The sequence below is a fragment of the Myroides oncorhynchi genome, from assembly GCF_020905415.1.
In the GTDB taxonomy this organism is placed as follows: domain Bacteria; phylum Bacteroidota; class Bacteroidia; order Flavobacteriales; family Flavobacteriaceae; genus Flavobacterium; species Flavobacterium oncorhynchi_A.
Genome location: NZ_JAJJMP010000001.1, coordinates 1127501 through 1154091, shown reverse-complemented (window position 1 = coordinate 1154091; position 26591 = coordinate 1127501). Strand labels below are relative to the sequence as shown.

The window sequence follows — 26591 nt, the reverse complement described above, 5'->3', positions numbered from 1 at the left end:
CTAAAATAAAAAGGTTATATGAGAAAATTATGTCTGGTACTGCTGTTTGTAGCAGGTACAATAGGGGCCAAAGCCCAAGCTGTGAATGAAGTGAAAATTAACGTATTTAATACTTTAGCTTTAGCTTCTGTAGAGTTAGGTTATGAGCATTTTATTGGACACAATCAATCAATAGGTGCTAATTTTAATATCAACGATCGTTTTGCTTATCACAAAGAGAAAGGAGGCAAAGATCAAAAGTTTAATACAAACAGTTTAGTAGTAAACTATAACTATTACTTTGGTGGAAAGAATGGAGAACACGGAAGTGGCTATGTAGTATCTCCTTTTCTAAAGTACCGTTTTGGTAATTTTAAAGAAGATATTTGGAATGCTACGGATAATATAGCTATAAGAACAGAGACAGATATGAATAGTTTTATCTTCGGTGTAGGTGGTGGATATAAATGGGCTTTAGGAGATTCTTTTACAATCAACCCATTTGCTTCTATAGCTAGAAACTTTAGTAGTGAAGTGAATAACAGATTCTCTGCTATAGAGTTTAATGCAGGAATTAACTTAGGATATAGATTTTAATCTCTAAGAGTATATAAAAAAAGGAGTTAATCAAATTTGATTAACTCCTTTTTTTAGTTCTGAAATATTTTGACATTCTAAATTACACTATTCTATAATTCAAGAAAGTACCTATAAGAGAATAGACAAATCTACTCGCCATAGGCATATCAATTTTATTGGGTAAAGAAGGAAAGCTAATTTTATTTAAATAATTATAAAATATAAGGGTGTAGTAAAAACATAAGTAATTAATACATATTGAGTTATCTGTTCAGTTTCCGCTAATCATATTTAAAGTAGTTGGTTTCGCTTTAACCATCTTTACAATTGTGTTATGAAAAATAGTTTCCTTAAATAAGGATCTATTTAATCTATATACGAACTCATTAAAGTAAGCTTGGATGTATTTCTTATTGATATGTGAAGGTACAGTCCTAATCCAGGATTTAAGTTGGTGAATTATCACGTGTAATTCTTTAAAATTAGCACCTTTATCACTTTCTTTTTGAGTGATGTTATACTTTTTTTTCAAGGGATTGTATCCCCTCCATTTATCTGTAACTACATTAGCATCTTCTGAAATGTGTTGTTCGAATATAGTAGTTAATGACTTAGCAGAGTAATCGTCAATACACTTAACATAGGCTCTTTTTACTTTTCTTTCAGTATTTAACTCTACAGCTATCACTGCTTTAGCTTTTTTGGTGTCGTAACTTCTTCCTGGTTTTCCTTGTTCGTATCCCCCTACAACAAACTCATCAACATGGACTGTCTCAGTCATAGGAGATTGCTCGCTACTTTGCATAGCTAAACGAACTTTATGCATAAAGCCCCACGCTGTTGGCTGGCTTATACCATAGCGTTTACCCATTTGAATACTAGATATGCTTTTGGTAGAAGTTGTCATTTCAAACACAATCATAAATGCTTTATGTAAACCAAATTTGACTTTGTGAAATAAGGTATTAGCTGTTGAGCTTTCAACATGCTCACAGTTATAGCAATAGTATGAATGATTAGATTTTAAGCAACCTTTTTTGTGTCCACATTTTACACAAGTAAAACCGTTTGACCACTTTATTTTACTTAGATAAGCTTTACAAGATTCGTCATCTGGTAGTTCTTTTACTAAGTTAAGAATGTTTTGACCCTTAAAAATTTCCATACTGTTGATTTTAAGATACTAATGTACGGAAGTTAATTTAATAACTCAAAATACATATATTTATAGAGTAATGAATATCAATCTTCATGAGCATTTCTAGAGCCAATCTTCATGGCTAATATTTAAAATAACCATATCATACGTTAATAGGAATACCTAGGTATATTTATGCGGCTTTGGTTCAGTTGAGTCCATAGTGACTCCATTAGAACAAGCTTTTTAATGGAGTCAATATGGACACTCCATGCTGTCAATATGCTTTTAGGCAAAGCTGTATAGTAACCTCCTAAATAGGAATTGGTGACAATAAAGTTTTATCTTGAGATAAGGTAGAATATATAATCCTTAAGTGGATTAATCTCTTTGATTTATAATTGTGAAAACACAAATTTAAATTGAGTATATATGAAAGAAATAGGCTAAAATAGATTCTGTTTTTAAAAGTCAAGAAGCTCTTCTCGTGTAATGAAGCCTTAGAAATAAAAAAAGCACCTACTCTCGTAAGTGCTTTTGCTATTTATATTTTAATCTTAGAAGTCAAACTTGATACCTTGTGCTAATGGCAGTTGAGTACCGTAGTTAATTGTATTAGTCTGTCTTCTCATATATGCTTTCCATGCATCTGATCCAGACTCTCTACCTCCTCCGGTTTCTTTCTCTCCTCCGAAGGCTCCACCTATCTCTGCACCAGACGTACCGATATTCACATTAGCGATACCACAGTCAGAACCCGCTTGTGATAAGAATAATTCCATCTCTCTCATACTATTTGTAAAGATAGAAGAAGATAGTCCTTGAGGTACACCATTTTGCATAGCGATAGCCTCTTCGATATCTTTATACTTCATTACATATAAGATAGGAGCGAAGGTTTCTGCTTGTATAATCTCGAAGCTGTTTTTACCCTCTATGATACACGGTTTCACATAACAACCACTTTCATAGCCAGCACCATTTAGGACACCACCCTCCACGATAATCTTTCCTCCTTCAGCTTTTGCTTTTTCGATAGCATCCAAATAATCTTTTACAGCTCCTTTGTCAATAAGTGGACCTACGTGATTATTAGCATCTAAAGGGTTGCCTATTTTTAGTTGAGCATACGCTTTTTGTAGTACATCGATTGTTTTATCATATACGCTTTCGTGGATGATAAGTCTTCTAGTACTAGTACAGCGTTGCCCTGCAGTACCTACAGCACCGAATACAGCTCCTACTAATACCATATTGATGTCTGCATGTTCTGATACAATTATAGCATTATTACCTCCTAATTCTAGAATAGTGTTACCAAAACGCTCTGCAACAGTTTTAGATACATGTCTTCCGATTCGCGTAGATCCTGTAAATGATACTAGAGGTATTCTAGGATCCGTGTTGATAAGATCACCACATTCATTACCGATAACTAGATTACATACTCCTTCTGGAATATCATTCTTTTTAAAAACTCCTGCCACTATATTTTGACAAGCTACACCACATAAAGGTGTTTTAGAACTAGGTTTCCAAATACAAACGTCACCACATACCCAAGCTAACATAGTGTTCCAACTCCATACTGCCACAGGAAAGTTAAATGCAGAGATGATACCTACTACACCCATTGGATGCCATTGTTCATACATTCTATGCATTGGGCGTTCAGAGTGCATTGTTAATCCGTATAATTGACGAGATAGTCCTACAGCGAAGTCACAGATATCTATCATCTCTTGTACTTCTCCTAATCCTTCTTGTAAGCTTTTTCCCATTTCATAAGAGACAAGCTTACCTAAGTATTCTTTCTTGTTTCTTAGTTCTTCTCCGATTTGTCTTACGATTTCTCCTCTTTTAGGAGCAGGTACTAGGCGCCAGCTTTTAAATGCTTCTTCTGCTTTAGCCATTACTTGCTGATAATCTTCTTTTGTAGACGCTTGTACTTTAGCGATAAGTTGACCATCAACTGGTGAGTATGATTCTATGATTTTTCCATTAGAAAACGAATTAAGACCAGTAGATGAACCTTTGTTCTCTGCTACAAGTCCTAATTTTTCTAATACTTCCGATATACCAAATTGGTTATTAGGTGTAGTCATTTCTTTTTGTTTATAGTTTGTAATTGATTGTTACTTGCTAATATATAAAAAAAATAGTTGACTATGTGTGTAATGTTCAGTATACTACCTGAAATCTGCAGGCATAATTGTTTGGCAACAATCACATGTTCTCAACTCTTCTGAAGAATAGAAGTGTTTAAAATGAGGAAGAAAGTCTTTTTCTATATCAGTAAGTTTAAAGTATACTTCATATAGTTTATGATTACAGTTCTCACAGAACCACATAAGACCATCTACTGCACTGTCATCTTTTCTCTTTTTTTCTACTACTAATCCTACTGAGTTTTCAGTACGTATAGGCGAGTGAGGTACCTTTGCGGGTAAAAGATATATATCACCCTCATTAAGAGTAATGCGTTTTCGTTCGTTATCTTCTTGTATATCAATGTGGATTGTTCCCTCTAATTGAAAGAAGAATTCTTCTGCTTCGTTATAGTGAAAATCCTTTCTAGCATTAGGTCCTCCTACTACCATAATGATATAGTCAGACGCCTCTGGATAGATGTTTTTATTACCAACAGGTGGTTTTAATAAATCCTTATTTTCTTTTATCCAAGTAAATATATTGAAAGACGATTTTAGATTCATAATTTTAAATACGTATTAATTACTTCTACTTAACCAGCTTTGTGGGTTATAGATATCTGTATTTCGAGATAATAAGAATTTAAGTACAGTCTGACCTGTACTATTAGTGCTAATAGAGCCTATATCCTGTTTTGTAGTTACTTTATCACCTTTTTGCACAGAGACACTACCTAAGTTTTGGTAAACTGTGATGTAATCCCCGTGTTGTATTAATACTGCTTTATTTCCTCCTGGCAATACTTGTACTTGGAGTACCTCTCCTCCGAATACAGCTCTTGCTCTAGTACCAGATTCAGTAGTGATTTCTACTCCACTATTGTGTATTGTCAGTTGAGTTTGTATTGGGTGTGGCTGATCACCATAAGGAAGAGAAATATATCCCTTCGCTACAGGCCAAGGTAACTTACCTTGATTAGCTTTAAAGTTATCAGCGACTAACTTGCCTTCAGGAGTAAGTTCGAACGTTGTAGATGATTTGCTAGAAGAAGTAGATTTAGTCGTCTTTTTACCTTCTTTAGCTGCTTTTTCACGCGCTATACGGTTAGCTTCTTCAATAGCTTCTTTGATCAATTGTTTGATCTTTCTATCGATAGCTTTTGATTCATCTTGTTTCTTCTTGATATGTTCGTTATATTTCTTTTGATCTTTTTGTACGATAGACATTAAGTTCTGTTGTTCACCTAGGTCTTCTTTTAATGTTTTTTCGTTTTGTTGTTGCTCTGCTAATAACTTTTGTTGCGTATTTTTCTGGGCATTTAACCTAGTTACAGATACTTTCAGTGCTTCAGCCTTAACTCTTACTTCTTCAGCTTGAGACTTTCTATAATCAGCATATTGCTTCATATATTGAACACGTTTATAGGCTTGAAGAAAGTTGTCAGATGATAAGACAAACATAAGTCTACTTTGACTAGACTTTGTTTTATATGACTTTAGCACTAGATCAGCGTACTCTTTTCTTTGTTTTGCTAATTCTGTCTCTTGAGTATCTACTTCTTTTTGGGTATTAGAGATATTGGTATTTGTTACAGCAATTTGTTTCTGTACATTACCAATCAACTGTTTGTTTAAGTTAATCTTTCTGTTGTTATCATCTATCTCTAATAATATATTGCGTTCCTTAGATTTTTCTTTTTTAAGTAAATCTTTGACAATATTAATCTCAACGAGAATTTGTTGTTTTCTACGTTCAAGTTGTTCTTGCGTTTCTTTCTTTTGCCCGTATGCAAAAACTGTACATAGTAGTATAAATAAGGATAAATACGCTCGTGTCATTTGTAGATTACTTCTTTGTTAAGTAGAATGAACCATAAATTAGGCTTATGGATATTCTGTTTTTACTCTTATTGTTTTATTCCGATTTGTTTATAACCCGCTGGTACTTTGTAATTAAAGTTGAGATTCTCATTAAAAGTCACGTTGTCATAACGAATGTTCAAATGTATGGTTTTTTCTTGTCTTGCGTCTATATTTATTTCAGTAGGAGTGGTATATTTTTCTACTTTTTTATATTCTGGATAAGAGATTGTCACTAATCTGTTACTAGAAGCCTGAGTTATCTGTTCTTTTTTTAATAATCCGTTCTGATCTTCGAAGAAGTAAGCAGACTCGATGTCCTCTTGTACTTTAGATTTTATTTTGTGTAAACCATCTTCTACAGTAGCAACATATTTTGTTGTTTCAGATTGAGTATCTAATGCCTGTCCTAGTAATAAGTTTTGAAATTTGTTGTAATTCAGATCTGTTCCAATCCATTTGCTCAGCATACTAAAGTCTCCTTCAAAATACACTTTATTCCACTTCTCATAGTACTGTACCCCCTTAGGAGTCACATACGCCTTAGCAATAGGAATACCTATAAAACGGATGTTTAGTAGTATTTGTTTATCTTTTTCTATAAAGATATCCATAGAAACTTTTTTAGAATCACCATTATCCTCATAGGTAGATGTTGTTCTAATAGCTGCGGTTTGGAAGTCTAAGATCTGTTTATTGTGATTGTTTAAGATGTTAAGTACCGTCTTAGCATTATTCGCTTCTCCTTCATCTAATATATTATTCGCGTTTTTCTTTTTACAGCCAACAGCTAAAAATAAAGCACACAGAATAAGCAAGGTTATTTTTCTCATAAGTATTTAGTATAAACACATTTTATGTAGCAAGGTATATAAAAAAAATCCGTTTTAAATAAAGTTTAAAACGGATTTAGTATTTTTTGCACGGTTCATCAGTGCATATTTGCCTTTTAATCTAATACAGAATAGTCACCGATACTAATGCTAGTATACTTACCATCATATGTAGCATGGTTACCCACCATAGCATTATCTAGATTAGCATTCTTAATTGTTGAGTTAGTCTGGATAAGACTGTTTTTTATTGTAGCATTTTCTACTTTACAGTTATCACCTAATGATACATTAGGACCTATAATAGCATTTACTAATACTACATTCTCACCGATATAACATGGACGAATAATTGTACTGTTTTCTAATGTAGCATTAGCAGCGATATAGTTCTCATTGTCGTTTTCTAAGAAACCTAACATTCTATTGTTAGTATCTACAGTCACATTCTTATTACCACAATCCATCCACTCATCTACTTGACCAGGTACGAAACGCATACCTTTTTGTTTCATGTTTTCTAAAGCATCAGTCAGTTGGTATTCACCACCTTTGATAATATTATTGTCTAATAGATATTCTAATTCTTTACGCAATGCCTCACCACTTTTAAAGTAATAGATACCAATAATAGCTAAGTCAGATACGAATTCTTTAGGCTTCTCTACGAAGTCTACGATATCATTGTTCTCATTTAACTGTACTACACCGAAAGCGCTAGGATCTTCTACTTGTTTTACCCAGATTACACTATCAGCATCTTTCTCTAAGTTAAAATCAGCACGGAATAGTGTGTCTGCATAAGCTACTACGATAGGACCTTGCATCGCTTCCTTAGCACATAAAATTGCATGAGCGGTACCTAAAGCTTCGTTTTGGTAACAGATAGTACCTTTAGCTCCAAGTTTAGTTGCGATAGCGATTAAGTCATTCTCAACCTGCTTACCAAAGCTTTCATGAATGATAAACGCTATTTCGTCTATTTTATCATTAAGTACTTTAGCGATATCCTCTACTAATCTATGTACAATAGGTTTACCAGCGATAGGTATTAATGGCTTAGGTACAGTTAATGTATGGGGACGTAGTCTAGACCCACGACCTGCCATTGGTACAATTATTTTCATTTCCTTACTTTCTTATATATTTTCATTCACTATTTTACTCCAGTACTTCCAAAACCACCAGCACCTCTTTCTGTCTCAGAAAGTACTTCTACAGGAGCCCATTGGATTTGTTCAAACTTTGCTATAACCATCTGAGCGATACGTTCTCCATTTTCGATAACAAATGGTTCTTTAGATAGATTTACTAAGATTACTCCGATTTCACCTCTATAATCAGCATCTATAGTACCAGGACTATTTAGTAGAGTAATTCCTTTTTTAGCAGCTAGTCCGCTTCTAGGTCTTATCTGTGCTTCGTATCCTTCAGGTAATTCGATGAATAAACCAGTAGGAACGATAGCTCTTTCTAAAGAGTTTAAGGTAATAGGCTCTTCTATGTTAGCTCTTAGATCCATACCAGCAGACTGATTAGTCTCATAGTTAGGCAAAGCATGCTTTGATTTATTGATGATTTTTATAGACGTCATATCTTTTTTTGTTTTGGATAACAAAGATAAAAAAGATATACCTAATATTCGTGTTTAATGCTATTTACTACATTATATACAGTGTTTTTTTCATTGACTGTTATATATATAGATAACGTCAAAGTATGTCATTTAATTGTTTAATATTGATATAAGTTATAGCAAATTTGTTGATTATGAGTTTTTTAATTATTAAAGGAAGTATTTTTACATTAGAAGTGATAGTGTAATTATAAAGATAAAGTATGACTTTTTACTTTTTAAGTGATGTAAATGATAAGACTAAGTAATGAAAAAGATATTTATCTCTTCTAAACATTGTATTTTTGGACAAAACGTTTTTTAAGCAAGTAGTATATGTATGAAGGTAACAGATATCACCGACTGAGTACTATCCTCTCGAGGGTAAAGGAAATCGTGGATAGTGCTATCGCGAATAATTTCTTCTGGTTAAAGACGGAAATAGGTCAGCTTAAGGAAGATCGAAAAGGTCATATCTATCTAGAATTAGTAGAAAATTATGAGGGTATAACCTTAGCAAAGTGTCGAGCAAATATTTGGCAAAGTAACGCTAGTGTTATTAAGAATATGCTAGGAGATAATGCTAAGGAGATATTAAAAGAAGGAGCAGAGATTATGTGTTACTGCGAGGTCACATTTAGTAATGTATATGGTCTATCTATTAATATCCATCGTATTGATTTGTCTTATTCATTAGGGGAAGTAGAACGCATCAAACAAGAAAACTTAGTCAAACTTAAGGAGAGAGGGTACCTAGATCTTAATAGAACACTTCCTATACCAATAGTAATACAGCATATCGCTTTAGTTAGCTCTGTTGGCACTGCAGGACATGCGGATTTTATTAAGCAGCTAGAAGTGAATGAGAACAACTTTGTTTTTCACATTACACACTTTGACTGTCAAGTACAGGGAGAGCAGGCTGTCAGCAGTATTATAGCTGCTATAGATCAGATACCTGCCGATACCTATGGTGCCATCGTAGTGATTAGGGGAGGAGGATCGCCATTAGATCTAGATGTATTTAATAACTATGATTTGGCAGTAAAGATAGCTACGGCTCATACACCAGTACTCACTGGGATAGGACATGAGACAGATAGTACGATAGCAGATTATGTGTCTTCGAGATATTTTAAAACACCTAGTGCTGTGGCAGCTGCTATCGTAGAAAAAGCTACTATGTATTATGTCAGTGTATTTCGTTCTTTTGAAGAGATTAGACAGATTTATAAACAGAAGATGATGAGTGAGGCACATCAGTTAAATGTGAATGAGCGAGAAATCCGTTTATATGGATTAGGACATTTTAAACAAAAGAAAGATGAATTACATATACTTTCTAATCGCATGGTTACCGAAATCAGGAAGCATCTTAATAAAGAAGAGGCTTTCGTAGTAGGGGTTACACAGACTATTTCTCATCGTGCACAACGTATCACGCATAGAGAGTCACAATCTCTTGTCGAAAAAGCAAGATTAATCACCTTCTTCAGTCAGCAGAATTTAGAAATGGCGAAGTATAAATTAAACAATATTGCTGAGCGTCTAAAATATCAAGTACACAACACAATTAAGAAAGAGAAGGTCAGATTAAATACTTTTAATGAAGTTACCACTGCTTATGAATTAGGTAATATTCTTAAGAAAGGCTTCGCAATAGTATATCACAACGGCGAACGACTAGATGACAAGAGTACTTTACAGATAGGAGATGAGCTAGAAATAACTGTCTACAACAAGAAATATAGAATCAAATTAGCAGAAATAAAAGAAATCAATCAATGGAACAACTTACTTACGAACAAGCAGCTTTAGAATTAGAAGATATTCTAAACGACCTTAAGAACGATGAAGTAACAGTGGACGATCTAGCGAATAAGGTAGAACGTGCATCTAAACTTATCGTATTTTGTAAAGAGAAACTTACCTCTACGGAACAACAAGTAGAAGGAATTATAGAGAAATTAGGGTTATAAATAAAACAATGGTTTTGGATCATATCCAAAACCATTGTTTTATTCCTACTTCATAATATTATTCTGTAGGAAATGTCTCACATCATCCGATGATGGCAACTCAAATACTTCTAAGTGGAAGTAATCTACTGCTGCTAATACGTGGTCAAAGATATCGGCCATTATATTTTCGTACTCCGCCCAGATAATAGTATTCGTGAACATATACAGTTCTACTGGTAGACCATGCTCCGTTGGTTGGAGGTGTCTTACCATTAGAGGATACTCCTTATGTATGTTAGGATTTTGCTTTATATATCTCGTTACATACGCTCTAAACATACCTATATTTGTGATTCTTCTACCATTTATTGGCATAGACTGATCAGCTTGAGTTAGTTCATTATAATCTGCTATTTCCTGCTGACGTTCCTCTATATAAGGAGCGAGCAATTGTATTTTCTTAAGCATATTAATCTCATCAGCATCCAGATAACGTATAGAAGAAATCTTGATATTAATACTTCGCTTTATCCTTCTACCACCAGAAGTTTGCATTCCTCTATAGTTCTTAAAAGAGTCACTTATTAAGAGGTGAGTAGGGATAGTCGAGATTGTTTTATCAAAGTTCTGAACCTTCACTGTGCTTAGATTCATCTCTAGTACTGTACCATCTGCACCATATTTAGACATTTCTATCCAATCTCCCACGCGTACCATATCATTAGAAGAGACCTGTATACTAGCGACAAATCCCATAATTGTATCTTTAAATACTAAGATTAAGATAGCAGAGGCTGCTCCTAAAGAGATTAAGAATTTGATAGGATCTGTACCTGTAACAATAGAAAATATAATGACTCCAGAGAAGAAGTATAAGATAATACTGAATACCTGAGCATAACTATCTAGTGGCTTATCTATCATACGAGGTTTAGTCTTCATATAATCACGTACACTACGGATAAGTGATCGGAATAAGAGTGTTATCGCTAGAATAAATAAGATATCTGTGACAGACATCATAAACTTCGTGATATTAGGAAAGCCTAAAAAGAAAATAGGAAACAATATTTTCGCTAAAGTGATAGGTATTAAGTGTGTTATATTGTGAAAGAACTTGTTATTCACTAATAGGTCATCAAAAGTAGTTTTTGTTTTAGTAGAAAAAACTTTTACCAAGACTAAAAAGAAATTCTTCAAGATATAGTCTAGTATAAACATACAAATCGTGAATGAAGATACTAGTAATATAGCTGTCATCACATGGGTAGCGTAGTCTGATAGATTTAGAAAATCTAAGAGATTAAAAAACCATTGATATAATCCATTGAAGTTTTGTGGATCTAGAATGTGATCGATATTAGTAACTAGTAAGCTATTAATCATAGTGTATGTTTGCCTTTTTTTATTTGAATATTTATAAGATACATAATATTTAACCCAATGGCAAATACTCATGTCTTACATAAGTTGAAAATTAAATAATTTTATAGAAACTACCTCATGTTATCATTGTTTTTATGACAGATTTTATTTGCTCTTTAATGCTAGAGTAAGTTTCAGGATATTAAAGTTGTACTTAGGTTATTGTGATAGAAAAGTAATGGCAAGGTCATAGGTATGTGGTCGGCTTGTTTATAGTGTTTTTTAGCCCATCACATGCCCATCACATGCCGACCACTAGCCGACCACCCCTATTTCAGTACCAAAAAATGCTATAGTATATTGATGTATTTCGTGTTTGATTTAAAGATTATTCGTAAAACCAAAAAAGCGAAGTAAAATTGTACTTCGCTTTTTATGTTATTAGAGGTATGATAGAAAAATTATCTTAATGTAGATTACAATTGATTCAACATCGAGTTGATTTTATCTAAGTTAGGCGTTAAGATTACTTCTATACGTCTGTTTTTAGCTTTTCCTTCAGGAGTATTATTACTCATTAGGGGAGCGAACTCACTTCTACCTGCGGCAGTTAGGTTGCGTTTATCTATACTAGGTGTTTGTTCTAATATAGAGACGATAGTTAAAGCACGTTTAGTAGATAGATCCCAGTTGGTCTTTATTCCCTCACCTAGATTACCTAGTATTTTATCGTTATCAGTATGTCCTTCGATGAGTACAGTGATATCAGGATTATCAGCTAATACCTTTCCTAGTTCGACTACAGCGCCCTTCCCTTCATCACTGATAGTCCAGCTACCTGATTTAAACAGTAGTTTGTTCTCCATAGAGACATATACCTTCCCGTTCTTCTGCTCGATAGTTAATCCTCTTCCTTCAAAAGCATTAAGAGCACTAGACAAATTGTCTTTTAAAGTGCGCATTTGTTTATCATTAGCTGCTAAGATACTCTCTAGTTCTGCTACTCGTTTTGATTTAGCTTCAAGTTCAGTTTTTGCTTTTGCTAGGCGCGCAGCCTCAGCTTTTAGCGTCTCTGCACTGTGTTGTTCTAGATTGTTATATGAACTTTCTAAGTCCTTTAATTTGTTTTGAGCAGCCGAAATCTCGGCATTTAGATTACTTCGCTCTTGTTGAAGCTCTTTTAGTTGGTCAGCTAGTTTGCGTTTAATATTCTCTAAATCTGTGTTTGAACTATTCATTAGATCTAGTTCACCATTAATTCTTTCGTTTTCTGCTAGAGCATCTTTATATTGTTGATCTAATTCGTTATAAAGCTTTCTAGTTACACAAGAAGAGAACATAACAACGGCTAGTAATCCTAAACCAATACGTTTTATAGCTATCATATTTGTTGTTTTTAGTGGGTATATTTAAGCATCTATTTCAACTAAAATAGGGCAGTGGTCAGAGTGCTTAACGTCTGGTAGAATAGTCGCATGCTTAATCTTAGCTCTTAATGACTCAGTCACTAAGTGGTAGTCTATTCTCCATCCTTTGTTATTATTACGTGCATTAGCTCTGTATGTCCACCAACTATAGTTATGCGGTTCTGTATTAAACATACGGAAGCTGTCTATAAAGCCATTATTGATAAACTTGTCTAACCATGCGCGTTCTTCTGGTAAGAACCCTGAAACCTTAGCATTGCGGACAGGGTCGTGAATATCGATAGCTTCGTGACAAATGTTATAGTCACCACAGATGATAAGGTTTGGGATTTCTTTTTTAAGTGTATCTACGTAGTTAAAGAAGTCGTCCATATACTTATATTTAAAGTCAAGTCTCTCTATATTAGAGGCAGATGGTAGGTATAGTGACATCACAGATACGGTGTCATAATCTACTCTGACGTTGCGTCCTTCGAAGTCCATATAGTCTATTCCTGTCCCGAACACGATGTTCTTAGGCTCTGTTTTGCACAAGATAGCTACACCACTATATCCTGCTTTTTGAGCAGGGTAGTAGTACTGATATGGGTATCCTGCCGCTGCGATATCTGCCACTGGTACTTGATCTTCTTTTGCTTTTATTTCTTGAAGGCAGATGACATCTGGGTTTTCTTCTTGTACCCAGTCTATAAATCCTTTGCTTATAGCAGCACGAATGCCGTTGACATTATATGAGATAACTTTCATGTATAATATTTAAGTAATTTGAAAAATCAAAAATAGAAAAAATATATCTTTTGATTAAATGTCTTATCTTTGTTTTAATCAGATATTTATATATATTATAAACGCTTTTTGAAGTTTAATACGTCTTGTCTGAGAAAATAAAATGGAATAGCTAAAGATTTTAGTATATTTGTATTACTTAATTTTGAATTTTAATGGGGTTAGTAACGGCGAAGGAAGTAGCAAAAGCAATTAACTTAGATAAATACGGTGTATTAGGAACTTTCTCAGGATGGTTATTAATGAAAACGCTAAAAATCACTACGTTAAACAAAATTTACGACCGCAATAAGCATTTGACAAACTTAGATTTCTTAAATGCTATCTTAGAAGAGTTTCAAATTGAATTTGAAATAGATCCAGAAGAACTTAAAAGACTGCCTAAAAAAGGGCCATATGTTACCATTTCTAATCATCCATTAGGAGGGATAGATGGTATATTATTATTAAAACTAATGTTAGAGCATGACCCTGACTTTAAGATAATCGCTAATTTCTTATTGCATAGAATCGAACCACTGAAGCCTTATATTATGCCAGTGAACCCATTCGAGAACAATAAAGATGCTAAATCTAGCGTTATAGGGTTAAAAGATACATTAAGACACTTAAGTGATGGCAAACCTTTAGGTATTTTTCCTGCAGGAGAAGTATCTACTTATCAAGATGATAAACTTGTAGTAGATAAACCTTGGGAAGAAGGTGCTATTAAGTTAATCAAGAAAGCAAATGTACCTGTAGTGCCTATTTATTTTCATGCAACAAATAGTAAGTTATTCTATTTCTTGTCAAAGATAAATCCTACGTTGCGTACAGCAAAGTTGCCTTCTGAATTATTAACACAGAAAAACCGTGTAATCAAAGTAAGAATCGGTAGACCTATATCTGTAGAAGAGCAGAATGAGCACTACGATATTAATGATTATGGTAACTTCTTGCGTTTTAAGACATATCTTTTATCAAACGCTTATAAAGATGAAGATACACGTAAGTGGATTAAAGTACCTTCATTTAATTTCAAATTTCCAAAGAGTGTGAAAGATATAATCGAACCACAACCGCAAGAAAAGATATTAGAAGAGGTTAATGCACTTAGAGAAGGTGATCATCGCTTACTACAAACGAAGAACTACGAGATTTTCTTGTGTAAATCGGATAAAATACCTCATATCCTTACTGAACTAGGTCGTCTTAGAGAGATTACTTTTAGAGAAGTAGGCGAGGGAACGAATAATGAACTTGATCTTGATAAATACGATAAGTATTATCATCATATGTTCTTATGGGACAGTGAGACAGAGAAGATCTGTGGAGCTTACCGTATGGGATTAGGTGCTGAGATATATAAGAAGTACGGGATTAACGGGTTTTACCTTAATGAGTTGTTCCGATTCGAGTCTGAGTTATACCCTATGATGGCGCAGTCTATAGAGATGGGACGTGCATTTATTATCAAAGAGTATCAGCAGAAGCCTATGCCTCTGTTCTTATTATGGAAGGGGATCATACACACTACGCTGAGATATCCAGAACATAAGTTCCTAATAGGAGGGGTGAGTATTAGTAATCAGTTCTCTGATTTCTCTAAATCATTAATGATAGAGTTTATGAGATCTCACTACTTCGATCCGTACATCGCACAGTATGTAACACCGAAGATGGAGTATAAGGTAAACCTGAAGGATAGTGAGAAGGACTTAATATTCGGAGATGCTGAGGCGGATCTAAATAAATTTGATAAAATCATCGAAGATGTAGAGCCTGGGAAGTTGAGAGTACCTGTATTAATCAAGAAATACATTAAGCAGAATGCTAAGGTTATCGCGTTTAATGTGGATCCACTGTTTAATAATGCTATCGATGGTCTGATGTATATCAAGATTGCAGACTTACCTGAAAGTACAGTGAAGCCTGTAATGGAGGAGTTCGAAGCTGAGTTAGAACGCAAAATCCAAGAAGAGCAAAACAAAAAATAAGACAGTATATATAAGAGAGAGCTCCATAGTGAGCTCTTTTTTTATGGAATAAAGTCCCAAAGAATCAACATCTTGATAATACGCAATGATGATGTGATTAGGAGAGTGAATAAGTGTGTATTGGTGGACACGAGGGTAGTATTAGCTGACTATATGCTAGCTAAGAGAAATAAAAAAGGCTTTATTCTACAGAATAAAGCCTTTTTTATACGTGTATTACTCTTAAAGTAACTTGATTTTATCAATAATAACTTGCGCTAACTTCTCTTTGCTTTCGAATGTCCATCCCGCTATATGTGGAGATAACAGTACATTCTTTGCTTGGATTAAGTATTGCATAGGTTCAGAAAGACTATTGTCAGAGAACATATTTTCAAATGAAGACTTCTCATACTCTAGTACATCTAGTGCAGCACCTCTTACTTTACCTGATTTTAAAGCATTGACTAAGTCATAGGTATTCACTGATTTTCCTCTGGCTGTATTAATAAACCAAAAAGGTTTAGCAAAGCCGTTAATAAACGATTCATTAATTAAGTACATTGTCTCAGATGTCTGAGGGGTATGTAGACTTAATATATCAGCTCTCTCTTGTAGTTCTTGTGGGGATACTTGTTTCGCATATTGATTTTCTAGACCATCTTTTAGGTCATAAAAAATGACTTCGCAGTCGAATCCTTGAAGACGTTTAGCGAAAGCATTACCCATATTGCCATATCCTATAATACCTACTGTCTTTCCTTCTATCTCAAAACCTCTGTTGCCCTCGCGTATCCAGATGCCCTGTCTTACTTCTTGGTCTACTAGATTAAGCTTGTTCATTAGACTTAGAAGCATCCCTAGAGCGTGCTCTCCTACAGCAGATCTATTGCCTTCCGGAGCTGCGATAAGTGCGATGCCTTTGCTTTCTGCATACATGCAGTCTATATTCTCTAGTCCTGCACCTACGCGACCAATGAACTTTAGATTAGTAGCTTTCTCTAAGAATGATTGGTCTATAGAGAAGCGACTTCGAATGATGATTCCTTCATACTCATGGATAATATCCTCTATCTCCGCCTTACTAGCAGTGTAGTTCTCTACGTTAGTATAACCTAGGGCTGCTAACTGAGTGATCATTAGAGGATGGTTACTGTCGATATGTAGTACTTTCTTAGTATTCATTTTAAAAATCTAGTTGTGTAAATTAGGAACTTAAAACCCTAAAATCACTTTGGCAATAGAGAAATATATCAAAATACCAAAGATGTCATTACTTGTTGTTATAAATGGACCAGTAGCTAATGCGGGGTCTATGCCATATTTGTTTAGTAAAATAGGTACAAAAGTACCGATAAGGCTTGCTATAATTATTACACTGATTAAGGCAATAGAAACAGTAATACCGATGATGTAGTCAACTCCTAATAAGAAATGACTACCTAACATCATCAAGATTGCTAGTAAGAATCCATTTAGTAAACTAAGTGTTACTTCCTTTCCTAATCGTTTCCATATAGAACCAGTGATAGTGTTATTTGCTAATCCCTGTACGATAATAGCAGAAGATTGTACTCCTACATTTCCTGCCATCGCTGCAATAAGGGGAGTGAAGAAGAACAATACTCCGAATTTCTCCATAGCTCCTTCAAAACTTCTCGATACATTAACGGCAACGAAGCCTCCTATCATAGCTAATACTAACCATGGTAATCTAGCACGTGTAAGCATTAAAATACTATCGTTAGCCTCTACATCTTGAGAGATACCCGCAGCTAACTGATAATCTTTATCTGCTTCTTCTTTAATAACGTCTACGATATCATCTATCGTAATACGACCAACTAATCGACCCATCTCATCTACTACTGGAATAGCTTCTAAGTCATATTTCTGCATGATACGGGCTACCTCTACATCTTTAGTATCTACTTTTACATAATCTACGTTACGTATATAAACCTCGCTAATGTGTGTAGTAGTTGAAGAGGTAAGTAAATCTTTAAGTGATAACCTTCCTTTTAGACGACCATCGTCATCTAATACATAAATAGAGTGAACGCGTGATACGTTCTCTGCTTGTTTACGCATTTCTTTTACACAAGTTAGTATCGACCAATTTTCATTGACAGATACAAACTCCTTCGCCATAAGTCCCCCAGCCGTATCTTCATCATAACGCAAAAGATCAACAATATCTTTTGCGTGTTCTAAATCTTCTAACTCAGAAAGAACTTCCTCTTTTTTGTCTTCAGGTAATTCGGAGATAATATCAGCAGCGTCATCCGTGTCTAATTCATCTAATTCCTCCGCAATTTCTTTTGGGGACAGATTCTTTAATATCTTTTCACGGACGTCTTCATCTAATTCTAGAAGTATTTCGGCTGTGACTTCACTATCTAATATGTCGAATAAGTATATGGCTTCCTCTACAGAAAGCTCATTCATAATCTCGGCTATATCGGCATAGTGTATGTCTTTTAGGATGTCTAATAATCCTTGTTCATTGTTTTCAGCTATTAATTCTTCGAATTGTTGTAAAGATTCTTTACTGATTTTAAACTCCATAGGCTTCTATTATCTTAGTTAGTTCTATAAATTGTTTATAGTCTAATTGTTCTGGTCTTAAGTTAAATACTTCTTGTGCTCTGATTTCTTCAGGTAGATTATACGTTTTTAAGCTATTGCGAAGCGTTTTTCTTCGTTGATTAAAAGCTGTTTTTACTACAGTGAAGAACAGTCTCTCGTTACACGGTAGGCTATAGTCTTCTTTTCTACGCATACGCATCACACCCGACTTAACTTTTGGAGGTGGGTTAAACACATGCTCGTCTACAGTGAACAAATATTCAGTTTCATAGAATGCTTGTGTTAGTACAGAAAGTATTCCATAAGCTTTAGTTCCTTTTTTCTCACAGATACGTTGTGCTACTTCTTTTTGGAACATTCCTGAGAACTCAGGGATATAATCTCTTAATTCCAATGCTCTAAACACGATTTGTGTTGAGATGTTATAAGGAAAGTTACCGATAACAGCGAACGGCTCTTGATTAAAGGCGCGTACAATGTCAAATTTTAAGAAATCTTGTGCAAAGATGTGATCGTGCAGTTTAGGATAATGTTCTCCTAAATAGTCTACAGATTCTGTATCTATCTCTACGACGAAGGTTTCTGTGGGTTTGTCTAGGATGTACTTTGTAAGCACTCCCATACCAGGACCTATCTCTAATACTTTTTTATATCCATCTAGTGTCAGGGTGTCAGCGATACGCTTAGCTACACTTTCGTCAGTTAGAAAGTGTTGTCCTAGATGTTTTTTTGCTTTTACTTTATCCATGGTATGTTATTGATGTTCGCTTATTAATTGTAGTTCTGTTTTGAATGTCAACATTAGTTCTCCAAATAACTTCTTCGCTTCGTTCTCAAAACGATCAAAGTCTTCTTTGTAGAATTGGTCAAGTCGTTCTTTATTTGTTGTTTCAAATTGAAGTGAATAGGTTTTACCTCCCATTTCTTCTTCAATTAATACTTTTATGATACGTGCTTTATCAAACTTACCTGTAGCAAGCATGGCAGGTATATAAGCATTCTTTGTCCACTGCATCCACGTATCGTGGGCAGTCTCATGTATATTAATTGTAACGTTATAAATAATCATAATTTAAATAAGCGGAATTATTTTATTTGTGCAAAGATAAAAAAAGCACCAAAACTCTGTTTACTAGTATTTGGTGCTTTTAGTTATAAGATTATACTTTTAATTTGACTTAATAATTAGTCGATGATATCAAACCCTGTGTAAGGACGAAGTACTTCTGGTATTACGATTCCTTCTGGAGTTTGGTAGTTTTCTAAGATACCTGCTAAGACACGTGGTAATGCTAATGAACTACCATTTAATGTATGAGCTAATTGGTTCTTTCCTTCTTTATCTCTAAATCTTAATTTTAGTCTATTCGCTTGGAATGTCTCGAAGTTTGATACAGAGCTTATTTCTAACCATCTGTCTTGTGCTGTAGAGAATACTTCGAAGTCATAAGTCAGTGCAGATGTGAATCCCATATCTCCACCACATAATCTCAAGATTCTGTATGGCAGTTTTAATTCGTTTAATAGACCTTTAATATGTTCTACCATTCCATCTAAAGCTTTATAAGAATTTTCTGGATGTTCGATACGTACAATCTCTACTTTATCAAATTGGTGAAGACGGTTTAAACCTCTTACATGCGCCCCATATGATCCAGCCTCTCTACGGAAACATGGTGTATAAGCAGTACACATAACTGGTAATTCGCTTTCCTGTAAGATTACATCTCTAAAGATATTTGTTACTGGTACCTCTGCTGTTGGGATTAAGTATAGATCATCAACTGTAGAGTGATACATTTGCCCTTCTTTATCTGGCAACTGCCCTGTACCGAATCCTGATGCTTCATTAATCAAGTGAGGCACTTGGTATTCATTATATCCTGCTCCAGTATTTTTATCTAAGAAGTAAGAGATTAATGCTCTCTGTAGACGAGCTCCTTTACCTTTGTATACAGGAAATCCAGCTCCAGTGATTTTATTACCTAGTTCAAAGTCGATAATATCGTACTTTTTAGCAAGTTCCCAGTGAGGCATTGCTCCTTCATGTAATGTTGGCACTTCACCTGCTTCGAATACATTTAAGTTATCATCAGCATCTTTACCTGCAGGTACGATGTCTGTAGGAACGTTAGGTATAGTATATAACTTCTCTGTTAATAATACAGATACATTATTAAGATCTTCTGTTAATTGTTTGCTTTGGTCGCGTAAGTTTGAAGTTTTTTCTTTGATAAGTTCTGCTTTAGCTTTCTCACCACTCTTCATTAACTCTCCGATACTTTTGGATAGTTTATTAGATTCAGCTAATACATTGTCTAACTCCACCTGTGTGCTTCTTCTTTTCTCATCTAATTCAAGCACTTCTTTTAGTAAATCAGCAACATCAAGATTTCTTTTGGCAAGTCCTTTTATTACCTGATCTTGATTTTCTCTAATAAAACCTATCTGTAACATATTATAAAATATTAATTGTTAAGCAAAGTTAGAAAATAGTTTTCTATTAACAGCTATTTTACCTACCTCTTTGTGCCTTTTGTCTAACAATATGCATTTTATTGGGTAGTTTTTTGTTTTTTTTAAATCAACATTGTGTAGTAGCGATTATTCTGTGTGACTAGTATTTAGGTTCCTTTTATAGGTTTATATCGAATTGCTTCTCTTGATTTATGTGAAAGAATTGATAATTTAAGCCTTGAATTAAAAAAATGTAAGATTAGTTAAAGTAAAATTTTACTTTTGTCTTAATAATATTACAGTTTGTAAAAAATAAAAATGGATATACTTATTAAATTATCTCAATTCTTATTGAGCTTGTCTTTGTTAATTATCTTACACGAGTTAGGGCATTTTATTCCTGCTAAACTTTTTAAAACACGTGTAGAGAAGTTTTACTTGTTTTTTGATGTTAAGTTTTCTCTCTTTAAAAAGAAGATTGGAGATACGGTTTATGGAATAGGTTGGTTACCTTTAGGTGGATATGTGAAGATATCTGGTATGGTGGATGAAAGTATGGATAGTGATCAACTTGCAGGAGAGCCTCAACCTTGGGAATTTAGATCGAAACCAGCTTGGCAACGTTTGATTATTATGTTAGGTGGTGTAACAGTTAACTTTATTTTAGCCTTTCTTATATATATTGGTATGGCTTATACTTATGGTGAATCGTACATCGCCAATAAAGATATTAATAATGGTATTTGGGTGCAAAATCCAATCTTAGAAGAAGCGGGTCTTAAGACAGGTGATAAGGTTTTAACTGTAGATGGTAAGGAGATTGTGAAGTTTAATAGTCTTCCTGAGGCTATCCTTATGGGAAATGATATAGAAGTTGAACGAAATGGTGTAGTAGAGCATGTCAAACTACCTGTTAATTTTTTAGGACAAATTACTGAGAACAAAGGGAATGGTTTTATTGGATTGCGTATACCTTTTATCGTTTCTGGATTCAGTGAGAATTCTATTAATGAAAAAACATTAGCCCTTAAGGACATCGTGAAATCAATTAATGGAATTGATACTCCATTTTTTGATATGGTAGCCCCTGTTCTAGAAGATAATAAAGGAAAGACAATTCCTGTTGTTGTTAATCGTGACGGAAATGACATGACAGTTAATGTAAACGTGAATGCAGAAGGTAAGATGGAGACATATTATGCACCTGCGTTGCCTTTTGATAATTTGCAAAAACTTGGACTGTATGAGATCAGTAGAGAAGAGTATTCTTTAGTAGAAGCTATTCCAGCGGGATTACATATGGGAAAAGATAGAGTAGTTAGTTACTTTGGGCAGTTAAAGAAAATTGTACAGCCTGAAACAGGAGCTTATAAAGGAGTAGGTGGGTTTAAAGCTATCTATGATATTTTTCCACAGTTCTGGAGCTGGCAAGTTTTTTGGAGCATTACAGCGATGCTGTCTATTATGCTTGGTGTAATGAACTTATTGCCTATTCCTGCACTAGATGGTGGACATGTAATGTTTTTATTATACGAGATGATCTCAGGGCGTAAACCAAGTGATAAGTTCTTAGAGAAAGCACAAATGATTGGTTTCTTTATACTTATAGGTTTATTGTTGTTCGCTAATGGTAACGATATTTATAAAGCCATCTTCGGCAAATAAAAAAATATTAAAAAAATGCTTGTTGTGTTTGCAAGAATGAAAAAACGTTTTATATTTGCATCGCAATAAAGGTAATATATCACCTTCCTTCTTAGCTCAGTTGGTTAGAGCATCTGACTGTTAATCAGAGGGTCCTTGGTTCGAGCCCAAGAGAGGGAGCAGAGAAGCCAGTCATTGACTGGCTTTTTTTTTATAACCTTAAGGTTATAGAATTTTAAAAACAAGAATACAAGTAGAGAAATTTACTTTTTAAGGGGATTGAAAAGCGATATCATTAGGTATCGCTTTTCGCTTTTATATAAGTCTGCGGTTTTTAACTACATTATAATACAGATGATAGAATTAAAAGTGTAGAATTGTTTTCAGAGTTAATGAAGCAAAATATTTAAAGATCAAATAGTTTTTAACTTCAATATATATTAAATAAGACCCCGAAGCGAATAGCTTCGGGTTTTTTTATACGTTTTATTTTCAAGTAAGCTCTTCAATACTTCGTCAATACTTCTTCAAGAGTTCTTCAAGAAAAAGGTATTCTAGCAGAGCAATCTTGTGGTAATGTTGAAGGGGATGGTATAGAGGTAGATGTTTGTTGGGCTTAGGAGGTATTAGGCAATTTATATGGAAGTAGTAGAAATATGTATTAATAACTGAAAAACAATTAGTTGTAAATTTAAACACACATAATGAGAACGAAAAAAGCATATTACTTTTTGTCCAAAAGCTAGGTAGAAGGTTAAAATAGAACTGATTAACAGAAAAAAGTAGCTGTAAACAATACAATAAACTTACATAATAAGAAATAGACACAGCCCAAAACAAGAAAGTAAGGTACAATTAATCAAAAACACGTTATATAAGAGGTATTCGCATTTCTATCTATATATAAGAGTAAAGAAAGAACTTGAAATCTCAATATTTACCTACAATAGGTATTACAGCCTCAGGACGCGATATAATAGAAAGCAACCAAAACAAGCTCGCTATATATAAGAGTACACTATAATATATAGACTACAACATCAAAACCCCTATCAGAAGCACATCCACAAGAGAAACCTGCCAAAGGCAAAAAAAACTTTACTAGCTAAAACGTCGGATAATAGCGAGTTATAAAATACTTTCAAAAAAAGGCAATATAAAGTTTGCAAGTAAAGGAAAAGATGCTACTTTTGCATCCGCATTAGAGAAGTAGTTACCACGGTAACTAGGGATCGAAAAGCAGACGATCATATAAAAATAGTGAAGCAAGTATTACTTAAAAATAGTTTTAAAAATTTATAAAAATAAATTTGGATAACAATAAAATAAGGTAGTATCTTTGCAGTCCGCTTCAGTAAAAACGAGGGGTTAGCGAAAAAGAGGGGTTAAATTTTCTCAAAATAAATTTTGCTAATTCAAATAAGTTTTTTACTTTTGCACTCGCTTTGAAACAGAAGTGATAAAGACTAGAAGAATACGTTCATAGACATATTGGATTGACAGCATACAAATAAGAGAGTAAGGCAAATCGCAAGATTTGGATTATAGTTTTTAATTTACGAAATTAAAAATATACGATGAAGAGTTTGATCCTGGCTCAGGATGAACGCTAGCGGCAGGCCTAACACATGCAAGTCGAGGGGTAGAAGAGGCTTGCTTCTTTGAGACCGGCGCACGGGTGAGTAACGCGTATGCAACCTACCTTATACAGGGGAATAGCCCGAAGAAATTCGGATTAATGCTCCATGGTTTATTGATGTGGCATCACATTAATAATAAAGATTTATCGGTATAAGATGGGCATGCGTATCATTAGCTAGTTGGTATGGTAACGGCATACCAAGGCGACGATGATTAGGGGTCCTGAGAGGGAGATCCCCCACACTGGTACTGAGACACGGACCAGACTCCTACGGGAGGCAGCAGTGAGGAATATTGGTCAATGGAGGCAACTCTGAACCAGCCATGCCGCGTGCAGGATGACGGTCCTATGGATTGTAAACTGCTTTTGTACAGGAAGAAACCTCCCTACGTGTAGGGACTTGACGGTACTGTAAGAATAAGGATCGGCTAACTCCGTGCCAGCAGCCGCGGTAATACGGAGGATCCGAGCGTTATCCGGAATTATTGGGTTTAAAGGGTTCGTAGGCGGCTTTGTAAGTCAGTGGTGAAATTTCCTAGCTTAACTAGGACACGGCCATTGATACTGCAGAGCTTGAATAATATGGAAGTAACTAGAATATGTAGTGTAGCGGTGAAATGCTTAGATATTACATGGAATACCAATTGCGAAGGCAGGTTACTACGTATTTATTGACGCTGATGAACGAAAGCGTGGGTAGCGAACAGGATTAGATACCCTGGTAGTCCACGCCGTAAACGATGGATACTAGCTGTTCGGATTTCGGTCTGAGTGGCTAAGCGAAAGTGATAAGTATCCCACCTGGGGAGTACGTTCGCAAGAATGAAACTCAAAGGAATTGACGGGGGCCCGCACAAGCGGTGGAGCATGTGGTTTAATTCGATGATACGCGAGGAACCTTACCAGGGCTTAAATGTAGATTGACAGATTTGGAAACAGATTTTTCTTCGGACAATTTACAAGGTGCTGCATGGTTGTCGTCAGCTCGTGCCGTGAGGTGTCAGGTTAAGTCCTATAACGAGCGCAACCCCTATTGTTAGTTACCAGCGCGTTAAGGCGGGGACTCTAGCAAGACTGCCGGTGCAAACCGTGAGGAAGGTGGGGATGACGTCAAATCATCACGGCCCTTACGTCCTGGGCTACACACGTGCTACAATGGCAAGTACAGAAAGCAGCTACCTGGCAACAGGATGCGAATCTCCAAAGCTTGTCTCAGTTCGGATCGGAGTCTGCAACTCGACTCCGTGAAGCTGGAATCGCTAGTAATCGGATATCAGCCATGATCCGGTGAATACGTTCCCGGGCCTTGTACACACCGCCCGTCAAGCCATGGAAGCTGGGGGTACCTGAAGTCGGTGACCGCAAGGAGCTGCCTAGGGTAAAACTGGTAACTAGGGCTAAGTCGTAACAAGGTAGCCGTACCGGAAGGTGCGGCTGGAACACCTCCTTTCTAGAGAATAATTAGGATTATAATAACTTTACTCTCGCTGTTAATACCAAAAAAAAAAGATACAAACAATAAGTATAGAGTCTCGTAGCTCAGCTGGTTAGAGTACTACACTGATAATGTAGGGGTCGGCAGTTCGAGTCTGCCCGGGACTACTAAATACTTAAGGTTATGTATTAAAAGGAAATACTAGAGGTTAGCTAACCGTTTTTGTGGTAGTGATACCGATAGAAAAAACGGGGGATTAGCTCAGCTGGCTAGAGCGCCTGCCTTGCACGCAGGAGGTCATCGGTTCGACTCCGATATTCTCCACTAGGCTTTCAAAGCCAAAACGATCATTGACATATTGATAACTTAACTAACAAAATAAAGTTAGAAAAGAATACAAACAAGATATAGAAATATATTAAAATTTATAGAAAGTACGATTCGAAAGAATTGTAAGCACATAAGCAAAATAAGGGCGTATGGGGAATGCCTAGGCTCTCAGAGGCGAAGAAGGACGTGATAAGCTGCGAAAAGCTACGGGGATCGGCACACACGAATTGATCCGTAGATATCCGAATGGGGCAACCCACTATGTTGAAGACATAGTATCCAATAAGGAGGCGAACCCGCTGAACTGAAACATCTAAGTAGGCGGAGGAGAAGAAAACAAAAGTGATTCCGCAAGTAGTGGCGAGCGAACGCGGAATAGCCCAAACCAAAGTTGTTACGGCAATTTTGGGGTTGTAGGACCACGATATTTCTTGCGGATTGAATTAGAACTACTTGGAAAGGTAGACCATAGAGGGTGATAGTCCCGTATAAGTAAGAGAAGATAAGAATAGTGGTATCCTGAGTAGGTCGGGGCACGTGAAACCTTGATTGAATCCGGCGGGACCATCCGCCAAGGCTAAATACTCCTGAGAGACCGATAGTGAACCAGTACCGTGAGGGAAAGGTGAAAAGAACCGTGAATAACGGAGTGAAATAGATCCTGAAACCATACGCCTACAAGCGGTCGGAGCTTCTACGTGAAGTGACGGCGTGCCTTTTGCATAATGAGCCTACGAGTTACCGTTGCTGGCAAGGATAAGTGATTAAGTCATGGATCCGTAGCGAAAGCGAGTCTTAATAGGGCGCTTTAGTCAGTAGTGGTAGACGCGAAACCGTGTGATCTAC

General features: G+C 35.4%; 20 protein-coding genes, 3 tRNA genes and 2 rRNA genes (1 of these 25 cut by a window edge). 10 read left to right on the top strand and 15 right to left on the bottom strand.

The window, feature by feature from the left end; genetic code table 11:
- The first annotated feature begins 18 nt into the window (after positions 1 to 18).
- Complete coding sequence (locus tag LNQ81_RS05070) at positions 19 to 576, top strand: DUF3575 domain-containing protein (protein ID WP_229945072.1); 558 nt, start codon at positions 19 to 21, stop codon at positions 574 to 576.
- Between the two features lie 253 nt (positions 577 to 829).
- Here the strand turns inward: LNQ81_RS05070 and LNQ81_RS05065 are convergent, their stop codons facing one another.
- From LNQ81_RS05065 to dut, 7 genes are all read right to left on the bottom strand, one after another.
- Positions 830 to 1723, bottom strand: coding sequence for an IS1595 family transposase (locus tag LNQ81_RS05065; RefSeq protein ID WP_229945071.1), 894 nt, complete (start codon positions 1721 to 1723; stop codon positions 830 to 832).
- A gap of 530 nt (positions 1724 to 2253) precedes the next feature.
- Positions 2254 to 3801: an L-piperidine-6-carboxylate dehydrogenase gene (gene amaB / locus LNQ81_RS05060; RefSeq protein ID WP_229945070.1), complete on the bottom strand. Its 1548-nt coding sequence runs from the start codon at positions 3799 to 3801 to the stop codon at positions 2254 to 2256.
- A gap of 84 nt (positions 3802 to 3885) precedes the next feature.
- Positions 3886 to 4410: a 3-hydroxyanthranilate 3,4-dioxygenase gene (locus LNQ81_RS05055; protein WP_229945069.1), complete on the bottom strand. Its 525-nt coding sequence runs from the start codon at positions 4408 to 4410 to the stop codon at positions 3886 to 3888.
- Positions 4411 to 4425: 15 nt separating this feature from the next.
- A complete protein-coding gene (locus LNQ81_RS05050; protein WP_229945068.1) occupies positions 4426 to 5685 on the bottom strand; it encodes a murein hydrolase activator EnvC family protein in 1260 nt (419 codons plus the stop codon).
- 68 nt (positions 5686 to 5753) lie between these two features.
- Positions 5754 to 6539 carry a lipoprotein insertase outer membrane protein LolB1 gene (gene lolB1, locus LNQ81_RS05045; RefSeq protein ID WP_229945067.1) on the bottom strand — a complete coding sequence of 262 codons (786 nt, stop codon included), beginning with the start codon at positions 6537 to 6539 and terminating at the stop codon, positions 5754 to 5756.
- A gap of 116 nt (positions 6540 to 6655) precedes the next feature.
- A complete protein-coding gene (locus tag LNQ81_RS05040) occupies positions 6656 to 7666 on the bottom strand; it encodes a sugar nucleotidyltransferase (protein WP_229945066.1) in 1011 nt (336 codons plus the stop codon).
- A 29-nt stretch (positions 7667 to 7695) separates the two neighbouring features.
- Positions 7696 to 8133, bottom strand: coding sequence for a dUTP diphosphatase (gene dut, locus LNQ81_RS05035; protein ID WP_229945065.1), 438 nt, complete (start codon positions 8131 to 8133; stop codon positions 7696 to 7698).
- Positions 8134 to 8490: 357 nt separating this feature from the next.
- Here dut and xseA point away from each other — a divergent pair, with 357 nt between their 5' ends.
- Positions 8491 to 9972 carry an exodeoxyribonuclease VII large subunit gene (gene xseA / locus LNQ81_RS05030; protein ID WP_229945064.1) on the top strand — a complete coding sequence of 494 codons (1482 nt, stop codon included), beginning with the start codon at positions 8491 to 8493 and terminating at the stop codon, positions 9970 to 9972.
- Positions 9939 to 10133, top strand: a complete 195-nt coding sequence (gene xseB / locus LNQ81_RS05025) for an exodeoxyribonuclease VII small subunit (RefSeq protein ID WP_229945063.1) — start codon at positions 9939 to 9941, stop codon at positions 10131 to 10133. Before xseA ends, xseB begins: the two co-directional genes overlap by 34 nt.
- 45 nt (positions 10134 to 10178) lie before the next feature.
- Here the strand turns inward: xseB and LNQ81_RS05020 are convergent, their stop codons facing one another.
- From LNQ81_RS05020 to LNQ81_RS05010, 3 genes are all read right to left on the bottom strand, one after another.
- Positions 10179 to 11501: a mechanosensitive ion channel family protein gene (locus LNQ81_RS05020; RefSeq protein ID WP_229945062.1), complete on the bottom strand. Its 1323-nt coding sequence runs from the start codon at positions 11499 to 11501 to the stop codon at positions 10179 to 10181.
- A 455-nt stretch (positions 11502 to 11956) separates the two neighbouring features.
- Positions 11957 to 12862, bottom strand: coding sequence for an OmpA/MotB family protein (locus LNQ81_RS05015; RefSeq protein WP_229949241.1), 906 nt, complete (start codon positions 12860 to 12862; stop codon positions 11957 to 11959).
- A gap of 27 nt (positions 12863 to 12889) precedes the next feature.
- On the bottom strand, positions 12890 to 13654 hold the full coding sequence (locus LNQ81_RS05010) for an exodeoxyribonuclease III (protein WP_229945061.1): 765 nt from the start codon (positions 13652 to 13654) through the stop codon (positions 12890 to 12892).
- 194 nt (positions 13655 to 13848) lie between these two features.
- On the opposite strand from LNQ81_RS05010, the gene LNQ81_RS05005 reads away from it, so the two are divergent.
- A complete protein-coding gene (locus LNQ81_RS05005; RefSeq protein ID WP_229945060.1) occupies positions 13849 to 15669 on the top strand; it encodes a GNAT family N-acyltransferase in 1821 nt (606 codons plus the stop codon).
- Positions 15670 to 15891: 222 nt separating this feature from the next.
- Here the strand turns inward: LNQ81_RS05005 and LNQ81_RS05000 are convergent, their stop codons facing one another.
- The 5 genes from LNQ81_RS05000 to serS all read right to left on the bottom strand — a co-directional run bounded on the left by LNQ81_RS05000 (position 15892) and on the right by serS (position 20694).
- Positions 15892 to 16833, bottom strand: coding sequence for a 2-hydroxyacid dehydrogenase (locus tag LNQ81_RS05000; RefSeq protein ID WP_229945059.1), 942 nt, complete (start codon positions 16831 to 16833; stop codon positions 15892 to 15894).
- Positions 16834 to 16863: 30 nt separating this feature from the next.
- A complete protein-coding gene (mgtE, locus tag LNQ81_RS04995) occupies positions 16864 to 18216 on the bottom strand; it encodes a magnesium transporter (RefSeq protein WP_229945058.1) in 1353 nt (450 codons plus the stop codon).
- Entirely contained in the window at positions 18206 to 18985 is a 780-nt protein-coding gene (gene rsmA, locus LNQ81_RS04990) for a 16S rRNA (adenine(1518)-N(6)/adenine(1519)-N(6))-dimethyltransferase RsmA (protein ID WP_229945057.1), read from the bottom strand. Before rsmA ends, mgtE begins: the two co-directional genes overlap by 11 nt.
- A 6-nt stretch (positions 18986 to 18991) precedes the next feature.
- Positions 18992 to 19306: a DUF4286 family protein gene (locus LNQ81_RS04985; RefSeq protein ID WP_229945056.1), complete on the bottom strand. Its 315-nt coding sequence runs from the start codon at positions 19304 to 19306 to the stop codon at positions 18992 to 18994.
- A gap of 116 nt (positions 19307 to 19422) precedes the next feature.
- The gene (gene serS, locus LNQ81_RS04980; protein WP_229945055.1) at positions 19423 to 20694 is read right to left on the bottom strand and encodes a serine--tRNA ligase; all 1272 of its coding nucleotides are present in this window, start codon (positions 20692 to 20694) and stop codon (positions 19423 to 19425) included.
- Between the two features lie 318 nt (positions 20695 to 21012).
- On the opposite strand from serS, the gene rseP reads away from it, so the two are divergent.
- The 6 genes from rseP to LNQ81_RS04950 all read left to right on the top strand — a co-directional run.
- Positions 21013 to 22359 carry an RIP metalloprotease RseP gene (gene rseP, locus LNQ81_RS04975; protein ID WP_229945054.1) on the top strand — a complete coding sequence of 449 codons (1347 nt, stop codon included), beginning with the start codon at positions 21013 to 21015 and terminating at the stop codon, positions 22357 to 22359.
- 85 nt (positions 22360 to 22444) lie between these two features.
- Positions 22445 to 22518: transfer RNA gene (locus tag LNQ81_RS04970), tRNA-Asn, on the top strand.
- 1394 nt (positions 22519 to 23912) lie between these two features.
- Positions 23913 to 25430 (top strand): 16S ribosomal RNA (locus LNQ81_RS04965).
- Between the two features lie 78 nt (positions 25431 to 25508).
- Positions 25509 to 25582 (top strand) — tRNA-Ile (locus LNQ81_RS04960).
- An 83-nt stretch (positions 25583 to 25665) separates the two neighbouring features.
- Positions 25666 to 25739 (top strand) — tRNA-Ala (locus tag LNQ81_RS04955).
- A 134-nt stretch (positions 25740 to 25873) separates the two neighbouring features.
- Positions 25874 to 26591 (top strand): 23S ribosomal RNA (locus LNQ81_RS04950) (it continues 2177 nt past the right edge of the window).
- The 16S and 23S rRNA genes sit together here with 2 tRNA genes alongside, the layout of an rRNA operon.